Below are 15,852 nucleotides of genomic sequence, written 5' to 3'. Positions count from 1 at the left end.
CTCCGAAAATGGCGGGGCGCGGCGCGTGGTTTACGATTTCGCCCCGGTCGGGGGCACCGTATAGCGCGTTGCGTGGCTGCCGACGAGGGCCGTGGAGCGCACCGAGGCCCCCGCCTCGATCAGGGCAGCCCTGATTTTGTCGATGCTGGTCGCAGTCGTGACCGAGACCAGCAGCGCTGCGCCGTCGAAGGCGGTGTCGGGTACCGCCACGATCTCGGCGAGCGGCGACAGGGCCCGCGCGACCTCGGCGTTCCAGCCGGAGACGCGGACGCTGAAGGTCTCGACCTCCGTCACCAGGGCGCTGTCGGCGACCCGCGAGATCGCGAACACCGGCAGCGCCGCCGGATGGTCGGCGCGCTCGACGAAGGGCATCCGCGCGATGATCTTCGGCGCGCCTTCCGTTTCGAGCAAGAGCCACCATGGCGTGCGGCTCGACGTCGCCGAGACCAGCGCCAGATCGCCCTTGGATTTCGCCACCGCCTCGACCGCGGCCTGTGCGCTGAAATGCGCGACGTAAGGCACCGTGAAGCCGAAATGGAAGCGCGCGGAATCGCGCATCGCCGGCTCGCTCGCCGAGATGTCGGCATGCACCGAGAACGGCGCCTGCACGTAAGTGAACGTCGAGATGATGACGCGCCAGATGCTCTCGACGGTGTCGAGCGGCAGGATGCCGCGATGGCGCTGCACGAGGTCACGCATCATGGCGGCCTCGCGCGCTGGGCGGAACGCCGAGCCGACCTCCTGGGTCTGCTTCACCTGGATCAGGCGGTCGATGATGTCGCCGCGTTGCATCAGCAGGCGATGCATGCCCTCGTCGATCGCGTCGATCTCCTTGCGCAGTTCCTGAAGCGATGGTGGCGCGGGCGGACGTTGGGACATGTCTGGCTGTCGATGGTTTCGATGGGGGATGTCCTGATTAGGCAGTCGGGACGGCGAAAGCAAAGAGAAATCACGTCCTTTTCGGACGACGCGAGAGAGACGAATTGGGCCGATCCCGGCCGCGACTTGACGAAAACCACCCAAGACGGTAGTTTTTGCCCGTTCCGTGGTCATTTGAGCCGGCCGGCTTGCAGCCACGTTAAAAAACTCGCTAAACAGGCCGGGGACGCTTCCGATCCCGGCCGAACCTATCGTTCAGGCCGGGTTTTTCATGGCCTGATGCAAGTGGCGATCACGCGTGATCGCAAACGAGGTCGATGGTCAGATGGGTGGCGTCAAGTCGATACCGAGTCCTGCGATCAGCGCCGACGAGCGGTCGCACGAGGTGGATCATCCAAGCTCGCAGATCGCGCATTTCGGCGCCGAGCAGCCGCTGCGGCTCGATTGCGGCGTCGATCTCACCCCGTTCCAGATCGCCTACCAGACCTATGGCGAGCTCAACGCCGATCGCTCCAACGCGGTGCTGATCTGCCATGCGCTGACCGGCGATCAGCATGTCGCCAATGTGCATCCCGTCACCGGTAAGCCCGGCTGGTGGGAGACGCTGGTCGGCCCCGGCCGGCCCATCGATCCCAAGCACTACTTCATCATCTGCTCCAACGTGATCGGCGGCTGCATGGGCTCGACCGGGCCGGCCTCGATCAATCCTGCCACCGGCAAGGTCTGGGGCCTGGATTTCCCGGTCATCACCATTCCCGACATGGTGCGCGCGCAGGCGATGCTGGTCGACCGGCTCGGCGTCGACACGCTGTTTGCGGTAGTCGGCGGCTCGATGGGCGGCATGCAGGTGCTGCAATGGACCGCCGCCTATCCGGGCCGCGTGTTCTCCGCGCTGGCGATTGCCTGCGCGACGCGGCACTCGGCGCAGAACATCGCCTTCCACGAGCTCGGCCGCCAGGCCGTGATGGCCGATCCCGACTGGCACGGCGGCGGCTATGCCGATCACGGCATCCATCCGCATCGCGGGCTCGCGGTGGCGCGGATGGCGGCGCACATCACCTATCTCTCGGATGCGGCGCTGCATCGAAAATTCGGCCGGCGCATGCAGGACCGCGAGCTGCCGACCTTCTCGTTCGACGCCGACTTCCAGGTCGAGAGCTATCTGCGCTACCAGGGCTCGTCCTTCGTCGAGCGCTTCGATGCCAACTCGTACCTCTATCTGACGCGCGCGATGGACTATTTCGACATCGCCGCCGACCAAGGCGGCGTGCTCGCCAAGGCGTTCGTCGACATCAAGACCCGCTTCTGCGTGGTCTCCTTCACCAGCGACTGGCTGTTTCCGACCTCGGAATCGCGCGCGCTGGTGCACGCGCTGAATGCATCGAGCGCGCGGGTGTCGTTCGCCGAGATCGAGACCGATCGCGGCCATGACGCCTTCCTGCTCGACGTTCCCGAATTCTTCGACATCTCCCGCGCCTTCCTGCAATCGGCGGGCAAGGCGCGCGGGCTCACTGGCAAGAACGACTGACAAGGACGGCTAGCGATGTCTGTACAGGAAGTGTTGCCGTTGAACGGCGTCGCGACCGGATCGTCCGGCCAGTTTCGCGCCGATCATCTGCTGGTCGCCGAGATGGTGAAGCCCGGCTCGAAGGTGCTCGACGTCGGCTGCGGCGAGGGCGATCTGCTTCAGCTGCTGGAGACCCGCGGCATCGACGGCCGCGGCATCGAGCTGTCGCGCGAGGGCGTCAATCGCTGCGTCGCCAAGGGCCTTGCGGTGGTGCAGGGCGACGCCGACACCGATCTCGTCAATTATCCGGATGACGCCTTCGACTATGTGATCCTGTCGCAGACGCTGCAGGCGACGCGGCAGCCGCGCGTGGTGCTGGAGAATCTGCTGCGCATCGGCCGCCGCGCCATCGTCTCGTTCCCGAATTTCGGTTTCTGGAAGATGCGGCTGCAGCTCCTGGTCGGCGGCCACATGCCGCGCACCGAGAATTTGCCGGCGACATGGTATGACACCGCCAACATCCATTTCTGCACCATCAAGGATTTCGTGCAGCTCTGCGACGAGATCAACGTCAAGATGGAGCGCTCGGTCGCGCTCGATCTCTACGGCCGCCCGGTGCCGCTGAATCTGCCCTGGTGGGTGTGGAACATGTTCGGCGAGCAGGCGGTGTTCTTGCTCAGTCGCGGCGGCGGGAAGTAGTTTTTCTCGCCTGCTGCGGCCTGACCCGTCATCCTGAGGCGCGAGTGGCGCGATGCGAAGCATCGCGCCGGGAGCCTCGAGGGATGAGCGGCCGAGTGTTTCGGCGTGCTCATCTCTCGCTGTGGCGAGAGCGTGGCCGTCGCCCTTCGAGGGCCGCTGAAGAAGCGGCCACCTCAGGGTGATGGAGTTGAGAGCGCGGGGCGTTTCATAGTGCAGACCTAACCGAACCCCGTAGCCCGGATGAAGCGCAGCGCAATCCGGGGCAAGTCGCGCCGCGTTGACAATCCCGGATTACGCTTTCGCTCCATCCGGGCTACGCGACGGAGTATTTGCTGCGCCTGTGCCTAATGCGCCAGCGACCGCGGGTCGCGCACCGGCCATCTTCCCGCCTCCACCAGCGTCACGAACCGCGCCACCGTCTCGTTGAACAGCGCGGGCTCTTCGAGATTGAGCACGTGCCCCGACTTCGGAAACATCGCCAGCCCCGCCGCAGGCAGATGCTTCTTCAGGAACAGGCTCGGTCCGACGCATAGATCGTCCTCGTCGCCGCAGATGATCAGCGCCGGCGTCGATGCGCGCTTGATCGCATCCGTCATCGTGTAAATCGAGGGGCGGCGGCCCTGGAAGCCGCGCATCGTGCGTGCCGAACCCTTGGCGTCGTGGCGCGCCAGCGCGGCGTAGAAATCGGCGTGGCCGCGGGGATCCTTCACCAGGAAGGGAATCCGGCTCGGCGCCTCGCGCGTGACTTTCGCGACCTCGGCGGAGCCCAGCGTCTCGAACTGCTCGGCATTGGCGCGGCACTGCTTGCGCCAGGCCTCCAGGTTCTCGATCTCCGAGCCGGAGCCGACGCCGGCCAGCGTCATCGACAACGCGCGCTGCGGCGCGTTGAGCCCGATCTGGAGCGAGGAGTAGGCGCCCATCGACAGGCCGACCAGATGCGCGCGCTCAATCTTGAGATGATCAAGCACCGCGAGCGCATCGCTATAGAAATGCGTGTAGCTGTAAACCTCGCCCTCCGGCACGTCCGACGGCGTGTAGCCGCGCGCCGAATAGGTGATGCAGCGGTGGCCGCGCGAGAAGTAACGCATCTGCGGCTCCCAATTGGTGTAGTCGGCCGCGAACTCGTGCAGAAAAATGATCGGCGTTCCCTGACCCGCTTCCTCAAAATAGATGCGGACGTCGTCCCTGGTCGTGGCGTGGGGCATTAACCGTTTCCCTCTCTTCAAGCCGCCTTTGCAGGATTGCAGTTAATGCTGTTGTCCGCAATGCGGCGGCCTCGATCAGTGTCGGCGCAAAATCATCACAGCTATTCGCAGGCAGCCCGCGTCTTTTTCTCGCCACATCGGACGGCTTAACGGCCAGACCGATATCGGCCGTTGCACGGGCCGATCGGGAAGTGGGGTGTCAACGAAGGATGAAGAATGTTTGAGTTGTTTGCGTCTCGCCTGTCGCGTTGTGTTGTCGCGCTGGCGATCTTCTTCGCGGCGGTTGCCGCGTTCGTTTCTCCGGCCTCAGCGCGGCCGCATCATCGTCATAGCGCAGAGCGGCACGCACACGTGCACCACGCCAGACATCATCATTACCGCTACCATGCACGCAGCTCGCGCTTCGAGCGCAGCGCGGCGCAGTTGCGGGCGAGTGGATTCGCCGACACCCAGGCGAGCTATGATCCGAACGCCAACAGCGGCGGCATGGTCAACAACACCATGGCTGCAAGCGGCGGCTTCGGCGGCGGATCGAGCCTGGTGTCCGAGGCGCGCCGCTATGTCGGCGGCAATCCGACCGGGCGCGGCAGCCTGTGGTGCGCGCGCTTCATGAACATGGTGCTGGAGCATACCGGCCATAAGGGCTCAGGCTCCGACATGGCGAGCTCGTTCGCCCGCTACGGCACCCGCGTCTCCGGTCCGCAGGTCGGCGCCATCGCAGTGATGTCGCGCGGTCGCCGCGGCGGTCATGTCGGCATCATCACCGGCATCGATGCACAGGGCAATCCGATCATGATCTCCGGCAACAACGGCAACCGCGTCCGCGAGGCGCCGGTCTCGCGCGGCCGGATCTACGCATATGTGATGCCGAACTAACGACGGAGCCGTAGAGTGGGCAAAGGCGCACTTGCGCCGTGCCCACCATCTCTCTCCGTCGCAGAAATTGCGTGGGCACGCTTCTACCGTCGCTCTTCGAGCTATGGCGGACAAGTCGCTTTGCCCACCCTACGGTACCGGTGCCGGCTCAAACCAGCTTCGGCTCTTCCACCGCGACCGCATCGCCGACGCCGATCTCGCCACCTTCGATCACCTCGGCATAGATGCCGCAGTCCATGTGGCCGAGATTGCGCGAGAGCGTCGGCGGTATCTCGAGATCGCGCTTGGCCGTCACCGGGTCGACATTGGTGGCCGGGCAGCGGACGATGCGCTTGACCACTTTCAGGCGCGCCGCGCCGATCGCCAGCGTCTGGCCGACGAGATCGAGCTCCGACCAGGCCGGCCAGCCCTTCACGTAGAGATTGGCGCGGAAGCGCAGCGGATGCACGGCGGTCCCGCCCAGCATGGTCTCGATGGCGCGGACGCTGCCGAGATTGATGATGGAGACCACCTTCCGGGCGACGTCGGAGAAGCTGTGATCGCGGCCGGACAGCAGCTTCGGCGGGCCCTTCAGCTCCGGCTGGAAATTTTCCGCGAAGTAGCGCTCGATGGCGGCGCGCCCGACCGCGGTTTCCAGATCGCCGCTGGCGACGGTCTGGCCGTCCTTGCGGATGGTCAGGACATTGGTGGCGTCGTCGAACCGGCTATCGAGCTCGGCAAGCCGCTCATTTCGTGCGAGCATCAGAAACTGGATTTTCGGCTTCCACTGGGGCGCCTCGGGATCGAAGCCGCTCGGGCCATTCTCGATGGCGTAGCGGCGGTCGGCGGGCAGGGTCTGGCCGGTCCGCAAGGGGACGCGGCGCAGGGCCTCCGGCGTCAGGCCCTTGATCGGATAGCGGTAGAGGCCGGTGATTTCGGCAGTCTGGCTAGCTGTCATGCCGCTACTTAAGGGATTCGCCCCGGGCCCGCCAAGCCGGCGGATCAGCGCACGAAATTGTGAACTGGCCTCTTTCGCATCTGCAACCTGCTTCCCACATCTGGCTCAGGCCGGCGGCAACGTCGGCAAAACACGACCGTTACCGGTTGAGAAACGTCAATGCGGTAATCGGAAACCCAATGAAGATGCCGTTTGGGGTGCCTTAGAGGGCCCTGAGGGCAGGCCGAGGGACAGAAAAGATGAATATCGACAAATACACCGAACGCTCCAGGGGCTTCGTCCAGTCCGCGCAGTCGCTCGCGATGCGCGAGGGGCACCAGCAGTTCTCCACCCTGCACGTGCTGAAGGTCCTGCTGGACGACAATGAGGGGCTGGCTTCCGGTCTGATCGACCGCGCCGGCGGCAATTCCCGTGCAATTCTGAAGGCGACCGAGGATGCCCTCAGCAAGGTGCCGAAGGTCAGCGGTGGCGGTGCCGGGCAGATCTATCTGGCGCCCGAGCTCGCCCGCACCTTCGACGCGGCTGAGAAGGCCGGTGAGAAGGCCGGCGACAGCTTCGTCACCGTCGAGCGGCTGCTGCTCGGGCTCACGCTGGAAAAGACCAGCGAGGCCGGCACCATCCTCGCCAAGGGCGGCGTCACCCCGCAAAACCTCAATGCGGCGATCGAGGCGCTGCGCAAGGGCCGCACGGCCGACAGCGCGACCGCCGAGAACGCCTATGACGCGCTGAAGAAATATGCCCGCGACCTGACGCAGGCGGCGCGCGACGGCAAGCTCGACCCGGTGATCGGCCGCGACGAGGAAATCCGCCGTACGATCCAGGTGCTGTCGCGCCGGACCAAGAACAATCCCGTCCTGATCGGCGAGCCCGGCGTCGGCAAGACCGCCATCGCCGAAGGTCTCGCGCTGCGCATCGTCAATGGTGACGTGCCCGAGAGCCTGAAGGACAAGAAGCTGCTGTCGCTCGACCTCGGCGCGCTGATTGCGGGCGCGAAGTACCGCGGCGAGTTCGAGGAACGGCTGAAGGCCGTGCTCCAGGAGGTGACTGGCAGCGAGGGCACCTTCATCCTGTTCATCGACGAGATGCACACGCTGATCGGCGCCGGCAAAGGCGACGGCGCGATGGACGCCTCCAACCTGCTCAAGCCGGCGCTCGCCCGCGGCGAGCTGCACTGCATCGGCGCGACCACGCTCGACGAGTATCAGAAGCACGTCGAGAAGGACGCCGCGCTGGCGCGGCGCTTCCAGCCGATCTTCGTCAGCGAGCCTTCGGTCGAGGACACAATCTCGATCCTGCGCGGCCTCAAGGACAAGTACGAGCAGCATCATGGCGTGCGGATCACGGATTCCGCGCTTGTTGCCGCGACGACGCTATCCAACCGCTACATCACCGATCGCTTCCTGCCCGACAAGGCGATCGACCTGATGGACGAGGCGGCTGCGCGGTTGAAGATGCAGGTCGATTCCAAGCCGGAAGAGCTGGATTCGCTCGACCGCGAGATCATCCGGCTCAAGATCGAGCAGGAAGCTCTCAAGAAGGAAAGCGATCCCGGCTCCAAGTCCCGTCTCGAGGCGCTCCAGAAAGAGCTCGCCGAGCTCGAGGAGAAGTCCGCGGCGCTGACGGCACGCTGGAGCGCGGAGAAGAACAAGCTCTCCAACGCCCAGAAGCTGAAGTCGGAGCTTGACGCGCTGCGCGTCGATCTCGCCGACGCCCAGCGTCGCGGCGAATTCCAGAAGGCCGGCGAGCTCGCCTATGGCCGGATCCCGCAGCTCGAGAAGCAGCTTGCGGATATCGAGGCGCGTGAAGGCTCCGGCGAGATGATGGAGGAGGCGGTCACCGCCAATCACATCGCGCAGGTGGTCTCGCGCTGGACCGGCGTGCCCGTCGACAAGATGCTGGAGGGCGAGAAGGAAAAGCTCCTGAAGATGGAGGAGCAGCTCGGCACCCGCGTCGTCGGCCAGGCCGAGGCCGTGCGCGCGGTCGCAACCGCCGTGCGTCGCTCGCGCGCGGGCTTGCAGGACCCGAACCGCCCCACGGGCTCGTTCATGTTCTTAGGGCCCACCGGCGTCGGCAAGACGGAGCTGACCAAGGCGCTCGCGGAGTATCTGTTCAACGACGAGACCGCGATGGTCCGCCTCGACATGTCCGAATACATGGAGAAGCACTCGGTCTCGCGGCTGATCGGTGCGCCTCCGGGCTATGTCGGTTATGACGAAGGCGGCGCGCTCACCGAGGCAGTGCGGCGCCGGCCCTACCAGGTGGTGCTGTTCGACGAGATCGAGAAGGCGCATCCTGACGTCTTCAACGTCCTGTTGCAGGTGCTCGACGACGGCCGCCTGACCGACGGTCAGGGCCGCACCGTCGATTTCCGCAACACGCTGATCATCATGACCTCGAACCTCGGTTCGGAATTCCTGGTGAACCAGCCGGAGGGCGAGGACACTTCGGCCGTGCGCGAGCAGGTGATGGCAATGGTGCGCGGGCATTTCCGCCCCGAATTCCTCAACCGCGTCGACGAGATCATCCTGTTCCACCGCTTGCAGCGGAGCGAGATGGGCCGGATCGTCGAGATCCAGTTCGCGCGGCTGCAGAGGCTGCTGACCGATCGCAAGATCGTGCTGACGCTCGATTCTGCCGGACGCGACTGGCTCGCCGCCAAGGGCTGGGATCCCGCCTACGGCGCAAGGCCGCTGAAGCGCGTGATCCAGCGTCACGTCCAGGACCCGCTCGCCGAGATGATCCTCGCCGGCGACGTCAGGGACGGCGATACTGTCGCGATCTCGTCCGAAGGCAACGTCCTGACCTTCAACGGCAAGGCGCCGCAGACCGCCGAGATCACCCAGTTCGAGGCGCCGGTGGCGAAGCGCAAGCTGAACTGAAACGCGGGCGTTCGCCGTTAAACATTATCGCCCCGGAGAGGTCATCCTCTCCGGGGCGAATTGTTCTTGCCCGGCTTGCCCGCCGGCCGATCGCTATTTCTTCGAGACCTTGTAGATCGCGTTCTCGATGTCGGACGAGAAGTAGATCACCCCCGTCGCCCCGACCGCCACGCCCGTCGGAATGTTGGTCGGCAGGCCGCCGGGTGCGCCCGCGAGGCCGATCGGGAGATTGGCCGCGATCTCGGTGATCTTGCCGCTGTCCGGCGCGATCTCGATCAGCCGCTTGGCACCGACTTCCGCCACGATCAGCTGGCCGTCGCTGCCGCGCGCAATGCCCTCCGGCATCTTCAGCTCCTTGGCGACCACAGTCTTTTCACCGTTGCTGTCGATCTTCGAGACAGTGCCCGCAAAGGCGTCGGTGACGTAGACCTCGTCGGTCTTGCCACGAACGAGCCCGACCGGGCCCTCGAGGTCGCCGATCAGCGTGGTGCGATCCTTGCCGTGCTCACCGCTCACCTTGACCAGCGACTTGGTGCCGAGCTCGGCGACCAAAATGCTGCCGTCGGCGAGCACGATCGCGTCATGCGGCGCCTTGAAGCCATGCAGCATGTCGCGCGTGGCGCCGGTCTTGGCGTCGATCACCTGCACCGTGCCGGTGAACCAGCTCGACAGCACCACGTCGTTGCCCCGCGCCGTCGCGCTCATGGGATATTCGAGCGTGGTGTCGGCGGCGTGCATGCGCGCCTTCTCGGTGACCTCGCCGGTCGCCCCATCCACCGTGCGATAGGCGAACACGTCGGCGAGGTGGATCGTATCCTTGCCGTTCTCCGAGGTGACGCCGATACCGCCGGGCAAAGCGAGCTTGCCGATGATGATCTGCCTGGCCTGGCCGGTCGCGGGGTCGACCTCCTGGATGCCGTTGTCGGCCATGTTGGAGACGTAGATGCGGTCCTTCTCGTCGATGGCGAGATTGTCCAGCGACGGCTTCAATTGTGCGACCATGGTCTTGGCGCCCGATTTGGGATCGACCCGGACGAGCTGGCCGAGCGCGGTGTCGACTACGAAGAGATTGCCCTTGGAATCGAAGTTCACCGCGGCCGGGATCTTGAAGCCGTCGGCCACGACGGTCAGCTCGGCCTTGTCGACGTCGACTTTTGCGACCTGGCCCTTGAACCAGAGCGGACCGTAGAGCTTGTCGTCGGGACCGAACTCGAAGCCGTTGAGGCCGCCCATCTTCTCCATGATCTGGCGCGGCGGCTTCACGCCCTCGACGTCGATCTCATAGAGCGTGTCGCCGAGGAAAACGGTGGTGGCGTAGAGCCTGCCGTCCTTGCGAAAGGCGAGCGAGTTGATGCCGGGAAGGCCGCTGGCGAGCTTCTTGATCGGGCCGTCGCCCTTGCGCGCATAGAGATCGCCGGTGAGGAAACCGGTCCAGGCCATGGTGCCGTCGGGCGCGAAGGCGATGTCGTCGGCCATTCCGATCGGCGAGGGGATTGCAACCTTGGCGGTACCGCCTGATACATCCACCTCGTAGAGAGCGGCGCCGGCGACGCTGCCGGCGAACAGATGGCCGGCCTTGTCGATGCCGAGCCCATGCACGCCATGGAACGCCGAGCCCTGGACCAGCTTGGTGACCTCCCAAGTCTCGGCCGATACGCTCGTGGTAGCGAAAAGGGCAGCGACGAATGCTGCGCAGGCGAGCCTGTTCTTCATGGCGAGACCTCCCGTTTTTTGGAAAGTATTCGCCCCTGGTGCCGCTTTGGCAAACAAAACTTGACGTTGAGCCGCCGCCAAGCGCGCCTCGCGCGAGAACGTCGAATTCGGATCGGATCTTGAGATGTCCGGCCGATGCCGGCCGGTTGCAATTAGCGGTTGCTGACCTGCAACGGGCCGCCGGTCGCGTCAGACATGCGGGCGATGGCGCCGCCGCGGCCGCTCATCATGCCGTCGAGCCGGTCGCGCTCCTTCTCGAAGCCTGCGAGCATCGGGCCCTCGAGCGAACGGCCGCGCGGCAGCTTCACGCGCATCGGGTCGACGAAGCGGCCGTTGACCAGGATCTCGTAGTGGACGTGCGGGCCGGTCGAGAGGCCGGATGAGCCGACGAAGCCGATCACCTGGCCCTGCCGCACCTTCTTGCCGATCTCCATGCCCTTGGCGAAAGCGGACATGTGGCCGTAGGCCGTCTCATAGCCGTTGTTGTGCTTGATGCGGATATACTTGCCGTAGCCGCCTTCGGGGCCGGCCTTCTCGATCACGCCGTTGCCGGAAGCGAAAATCGGCGTGCCGTAGGCGGTGGCCCAGTCGACGCCGGTGTGCATCTTCACATAGCCCAGGATCGGGTGGCGGCGGCCGCCGAAGCCGGAGCGCATGATAGCGTTGTTGACGGGCTTTCTGACCAGGAATTTCTTCGCGCTCTTGCCGGTCTCGTCATAGTAATCGACGACGCCGTCGTCGGGGCTCTGGTAGCGGTAGTATTTCTTGGTCTCGCCGCCGACCGTGAGAGAGGCGAACAGCACGTCGTTCTTCTCCGTCGACGTCACGCCCTCGTCCTCGCCGGCGTAGAACACGTCGAAGGAATCGCCCGGCTGCACCTTGCGCTGGAAATCGACGTCGTAGGAGTAGATCTTGATCATGTCGTCGATGACCGGCATCGGCACTTTGTTGCGCATCGCGGTCTCGTAGATGCTCTGGTAGAGCCGCACGCCGGAGCCGTCGTCATCATCGTCGTCATCGCTGCTGGCGCTGGCCGCGGCATCGGCGACGGTGTTCATGCTGGAGACGTCGACCGCGACGTATTTGCCGAGATCGGACAGCGCCGCGATCGCCTCGACCATGGACTCGTTGGCGACGACGACGCGATAGGGCTGGAGGCGGGCGCCAGGACTTGCCGGCGCCATCAGGATGCGGAGCTTCTCGCCGTCCTTGAGGCCGCCGTCGCGGCCGCGGGGGCCGAGCGTCGCGGTGATCGCCTTGATCTCGTCGGCGTTCGCGCCGAGATCGCGCAGCACCGAGGCGACGCTGTCGCCCTTCTTGACCAGATGGACGCGTTCGCCGTTGGGATTGCCGCCGGTGATCTGCTCCTTGGTCTTGGGCAGCAGCGTGACGTTTTCCGGCACCACGCGCGTCTCGAAACCGGCATAGGGATCGGACGGCGAGGCCTCGGCGGCGTAGGCGGTTCTGATGTCGGACGGGCCGGTCGCGCCGGAGACATCGGCTGCGGCATTGGCGAGCGAGGCGTAGCGCACTCCGCCATTGCCGCGCCAGTTGGCGGCATCGCGCACCCGCATCAGGATGTCGTCGAGCGCCACCACCGCGGAAATCTTGGCTTTCGGCAGCACCGGCGACAGGTCCTTGGTGACAAAGGACACTTCGGCGTCGGGCTCGACCGCTTCGGGATTGTTGGGATCGTCGGATGCGGTCTTCGGATCGGAGCCGACATCGGTGAGCAGGCGCTGGGCGTTGAACGGTGGGATCTTCGCCGACAGGTCGCTCGTCGTCATCGACAGATTGCCGGCGATCCGGACGAAGGGGCGCACCCGCATCACGTCGCGGTTGCCGACGCGGGCCACGGTGGAGACGCGCATGATGTTGCGGGACGCGGTGGATTCGCTCGGTGGCGGCAGGCGGTCGCTCTTGTGCAGTGTGGCGGCGCGATCGGCGGCGCCGAATGCACCGCGCAGCGCGCCCTCGACCCGCTCCGGCACCTTGGCGAAGGTCATCTCGCCGTCGAGCGATGCGAAAACGGCGCCGCCGATCAGGGCTGCGCCGCAGAGTCCGGTCAAAATTGTCCCGCTGAACCATTGCACCGAGACGCGACGGCGGTCGATTACGGCGGCTTCAGAACCATCGACGGACAGCGGCGGCTCGTGGCCGAGATCGATGATCCCGGTCTCACGCCCGTAAGCGCCGCGTGATGTCCTGTGGTTCAACGCAAGTCCCCCAATCAACGACCCAAGATGCCCGCTTTCGAACCTCGTCCTGGTCGCCCTCTTGAAGGGGGATCGCCGGAAAAGGCAAGCCGCGCAGGCGTCCGTGCTCAGAAGGCCCCTCGGGTGGGGCCGGCCGAAATTACGAACAGCTGGACGGGTGAAGCTCTCTCGATGTCTCTCGAATGTCGGAGGAAGGCCGCGTCATCTGCAAGATCGCCTTCCTCTGACCCCATGAAAACCGCCGGCAGCCCCCACTGGCATCCGTGCGATTCAAGCTTGTCTCTTATCAGAACGCCGCGGGATTGTGGCTCAAGTACGGCGCCTGTCATCGAAAAAGTTTCCTGAACGGCCGGAGGGCGGGGGCCTCCCGAGAGGGTGCTGCAAGCTGCTTCCCACCGCGAAGGTACGGTAAGCCGCCCCTCAATCCCTCCCCAAGTACCCTGTGTCGATCCCGACCCGCGCGCCAATCCACTCGCCAAGCCGTTCCCCATGTGGCTTCCCAGGTGGCTCGCCAAGTCGCTTCCCAGTCCCCACCCACAACCCCTCCCAGGTCGGCTCCGGAGCCCCCTGGGGCCCAAACTTTTTTCAAGTTTTTTCACCGTCCCGACCGGATCGGCGCATCTACGGTCCTCCTAACCGCCTGGAAACACGTCCTTTTTCGCGACAATCCACCGTGCGACGATTTGTTGACAATGGGCGTTGACAATCCCGAGTGCGGGGGCCTATAACCCGACCACTGAGCGCGGCGCCGCCGGGTCACTGACCAAGGCGAGCGAACGCGCCACTGATGCTCCTCACCTTGTTGAGTGACACAACAGTCGACGTAAGTCGATTGGAGTTCATCCATCGTCGGTAAGGGTGTCGGAACCCTTCCTCTCAGGAAGGTTGGGGCCTCCACGGTCCCGGGCTGTTTGACAAGTGAAGATGAAGAAAGAGAAACGTGGACGGCGGAGTCCTTGCGGGTCTCGCTCCTGAAAAGCTTCGGCTTTTCTGGTCGGGACCGGACGAAAGACTTCGGCGGTACACGTTTCAAAGGAAACACCATCGTTGCCAGCGATGTGAATCGCAGGCAGCACATCGACTTCGGTCGATAATGGTGGGACCTCGTCAAACGTTGTGATCAGCCGGTTCAAAGTTCAAGTCCAACTTGAGAGTTTGATCCTGGCTCAGAGCGAACGCTGGCGGCAGGCTTAACACATGCAAGTCGAGCGGGCGTAGCAATACGTCAGCGGCAGACGGGTGAGTAACGCGTGGGAACGTACCTTTTGGTTCGGAACAACACAGGGAAACTTGTGCTAATACCGGATAAGCCCTTACGGGGAAAGATTTATCGCCGAAAGATCGGCCCGCGTCTGATTAGCTAGTTGGTGAGGTAATGGCTCACCAAGGCGACGATCAGTAGCTGGTCTGAGAGGATGATCAGCCACATTGGGACTGAGACACGGCCCAAACTCCTACGGGAGGCAGCAGTGGGGAATATTGGACAATGGGGGCAACCCTGATCCAGCCATGCCGCGTGAGTGATGAAGGCCCTAGGGTTGTAAAGCTCTTTTGTGCGGGAAGATAATGACGGTACCGCAAGAATAAGCCCCGGCTAACTTCGTGCCAGCAGCCGCGGTAATACGAAGGGGGCTAGCGTTGCTCGGAATCACTGGGCGTAAAGGGTGCGTAGGCGGGTCTTTAAGTCAGGGGTGAAATCCTGGAGCTCAACTCCAGAACTGCCTTTGATACTGAAGATCTTGAGTTCGGGAGAGGTGAGTGGAACTGCGAGTGTAGAGGTGAAATTCGTAGATATTCGCAAGAACACCAGTGGCGAAGGCGGCTCACTGGCCCGATACTGACGCTGAGGCACGAAAGCGTGGGGAGCAAACAGGATTAGATACCCTGGTAGTCCACGCCGTAAACGATGAATGCCAGCCGTTAGTGGGTTTACTCACTAGTGGCGCAGCTAACGCTTTAAGCATTCCGCCTGGGGAGTACGGTCGCAAGATTAAAACTCAAAGGAATTGACGGGGGCCCGCACAAGCGGTGGAGCATGTGGTTTAATTCGACGCAACGCGCAGAACCTTACCAGCCCTTGACATGTCCAGGACCGGTCGCAGAGATGTGACCTTCTCTTCGGAGCCTGGAACACAGGTGCTGCATGGCTGTCGTCAGCTCGTGTCGTGAGATGTTGGGTTAAGTCCCGCAACGAGCGCAACCCCCGTCCTTAGTTGCTACCATTTAGTTGAGCACTCTAAGGAGACTGCCGGTGATAAGCCGCGAGGAAGGTGGGGATGACGTCAAGTCCTCATGGCCCTTACGGGCTGGGCTACACACGTGCTACAATGGCGGTGACAATGGGATGCTAAGGGGCGACCCTTCGCAAATCTCAAAAAGCCGTCTCAGTTCGGATTGGGCTCTGCAACTCGAGCCCATGAAGTTGGAATCGCTAGTAATCGTGGATCAGCACGCCACGGTGAATACGTTCCCGGGCCTTGTACACACCGCCCGTCACACCATGGGAGTTGGTTTTACCTGAAGACGGTGCGCTAACCCGCAAGGGAGGCAGCCGGCCACGGTAGGGTCAGCGACTGGGGTGAAGTCGTAACAAGGTAGCCGTAGGGGAACCTGCGGCTGGATCACCTCCTTTCTAAGGATGATCCTTCAGCGAGCTTCGGCTCACTATCGGATCGTTTTAGAAACATCAGTGGCCAACAATCGTCAGGATTGTTGAGCTGCATTGGCGGGATTTCGCCGTCTTCGTTTCTCTTTCTTCGCGGACGAACACGCGCTGGGGCTGCAAGCTTGCAGAATCCCTGGTCCTTGACTGGATATGCGTTAGGGGCTTGTAGCTCAGTTGGTTAGAGCGCGCGCTTGATAAGCGTGAGGTCGGAAGTTCAAGTCTTCCCAGGCCCACCAGCCTTCGCGCTTCGCTGCTTCGGCTAGGCAAGCCCTTCGA

9 protein-coding genes, 1 tRNA gene, 1 rRNA gene and 1 riboswitch are annotated in these 15,852 nt (G+C 63.8%); of the genes, 6 read left to right on the top strand and 5 right to left on the bottom strand.

What is annotated here, in order from left to right:
* Positions 1-30 precede the first annotated feature (30 nt).
* A complete protein-coding gene (locus GGD61_RS07290; protein ID WP_092255663.1) occupies positions 31-879 on the bottom strand; it encodes a chorismate mutase in 849 nt (282 codons plus the stop codon).
* A 156-nt stretch (positions 880-1,035) separates the two neighbouring features.
* A riboswitch (SAM riboswitch) is annotated at positions 1,036-1,115 on the top strand.
* Positions 1,116-1,204: 89 nt separating this feature from the next.
* On the opposite strand from GGD61_RS07290, the gene GGD61_RS07285 reads away from it, so the two are divergent.
* Both GGD61_RS07285 and metW read left to right on the top strand, forming a co-directional pair.
* Entirely contained in the window at positions 1,205-2,407 is a 1,203-nt protein-coding gene (locus GGD61_RS07285) for a homoserine O-acetyltransferase (RefSeq protein ID WP_092255960.1), read from the top strand.
* 15 nt (positions 2,408-2,422) lie between these two features.
* The gene (gene metW / locus GGD61_RS07280; RefSeq protein WP_091960292.1) at positions 2,423-3,085 is read left to right on the top strand and encodes a methionine biosynthesis protein MetW; all 663 of its coding nucleotides are present in this window, start codon (positions 2,423-2,425) and stop codon (positions 3,083-3,085) included.
* 344 nt (positions 3,086-3,429) lie between these two features.
* Here metW and GGD61_RS07275 read toward each other — a convergent pair whose 3' ends face one another.
* Entirely contained in the window at positions 3,430-4,290 is an 861-nt protein-coding gene (locus GGD61_RS07275; RefSeq protein ID WP_092255660.1) for an alpha/beta fold hydrolase, read from the bottom strand.
* Positions 4,291-4,506: 216 nt separating this feature from the next.
* Between GGD61_RS07275 and GGD61_RS07270 the strand changes: the two genes are divergently transcribed.
* Positions 4,507-5,166, top strand: a complete 660-nt coding sequence (locus GGD61_RS07270) for a TIGR02594 family protein (protein ID WP_092255656.1) — start codon at positions 4,507-4,509, stop codon at positions 5,164-5,166.
* 148 nt (positions 5,167-5,314) lie between these two features.
* Here GGD61_RS07270 and GGD61_RS07265 read toward each other — a convergent pair whose 3' ends face one another.
* Positions 5,315-6,103, bottom strand: coding sequence for an MOSC domain-containing protein (locus GGD61_RS07265; protein ID WP_183230466.1), 789 nt, complete (start codon positions 6,101-6,103; stop codon positions 5,315-5,317).
* Positions 6,104-6,342: 239 nt separating this feature from the next.
* On the opposite strand from GGD61_RS07265, the gene clpB reads away from it, so the two are divergent.
* A complete protein-coding gene (gene clpB / locus GGD61_RS07260) occupies positions 6,343-8,982 on the top strand; it encodes an ATP-dependent chaperone ClpB (protein ID WP_092255650.1) in 2,640 nt (879 codons plus the stop codon).
* A gap of 93 nt (positions 8,983-9,075) precedes the next feature.
* Here the strand turns inward: clpB and GGD61_RS07255 are convergent, their stop codons facing one another.
* Both GGD61_RS07255 and GGD61_RS07250 read right to left on the bottom strand, forming a co-directional pair.
* Positions 9,076-10,695 carry an SMP-30/gluconolactonase/LRE family protein gene (locus GGD61_RS07255; protein WP_092255647.1) on the bottom strand — a complete coding sequence of 540 codons (1,620 nt, stop codon included), beginning with the start codon at positions 10,693-10,695 and terminating at the stop codon, positions 9,076-9,078.
* Positions 10,696-10,847: 152 nt separating this feature from the next.
* Positions 10,848-12,911, bottom strand: a complete 2,064-nt coding sequence (locus GGD61_RS07250) for a M23 family metallopeptidase (protein WP_183230465.1) — start codon at positions 12,909-12,911, stop codon at positions 10,848-10,850.
* Positions 12,912-14,054: 1,143 nt separating this feature from the next.
* Between GGD61_RS07250 and GGD61_RS07245 the strand changes: the two genes are divergently transcribed.
* Together GGD61_RS07245 and GGD61_RS07240 are read left to right on the top strand one after the other, a co-directional pair.
* Positions 14,055-15,543, top strand: a 16S ribosomal RNA gene (locus GGD61_RS07245).
* A gap of 192 nt (positions 15,544-15,735) precedes the next feature.
* Positions 15,736-15,812 (top strand) — tRNA-Ile (locus GGD61_RS07240).
* Positions 15,813-15,852: the final 40 nt, after the last annotated feature.

Source organism: Bradyrhizobium sp. SBR1B, from assembly GCF_014198205.1.
Classification (GTDB): domain Bacteria; phylum Pseudomonadota; class Alphaproteobacteria; order Rhizobiales; family Xanthobacteraceae; genus Bradyrhizobium.
This window is presented reverse-complemented; position numbering and strand designations above follow the sequence as displayed.

Coding starts and splice junctions, on each gene's coding strand:
- GGD61_RS07290 (WP_092255663.1), bottom strand. CDS start 879: ATGTCCCAACGTCCGCCCGCGCCACCATCGCTTCAGGAACTGCGCAAG.
- GGD61_RS07285 (WP_092255960.1), top strand. CDS start 1,205: ATGGGTGGCGTCAAGTCGATACCGAGTCCTGCGATCAGCGCCGACGAG.
- metW (WP_091960292.1), top strand. CDS start 2,423: ATGTCTGTACAGGAAGTGTTGCCGTTGAACGGCGTCGCGACCGGATCG.
- GGD61_RS07275 (WP_092255660.1), bottom strand. CDS start 4,290: ATGCCCCACGCCACGACCAGGGACGACGTCCGCATCTATTTTGAGGAA.
- GGD61_RS07270 (WP_092255656.1), top strand. CDS start 4,507: ATGTTTGAGTTGTTTGCGTCTCGCCTGTCGCGTTGTGTTGTCGCGCTG.
- GGD61_RS07265 (WP_183230466.1), bottom strand. CDS start 6,103: ATGACAGCTAGCCAGACTGCCGAAATCACCGGCCTCTACCGCTATCCG.
- clpB (WP_092255650.1), top strand. CDS start 6,343: ATGAATATCGACAAATACACCGAACGCTCCAGGGGCTTCGTCCAGTCC.
- GGD61_RS07255 (WP_092255647.1), bottom strand. CDS start 10,695: ATGAAGAACAGGCTCGCCTGCGCAGCATTCGTCGCTGCCCTTTTCGCT.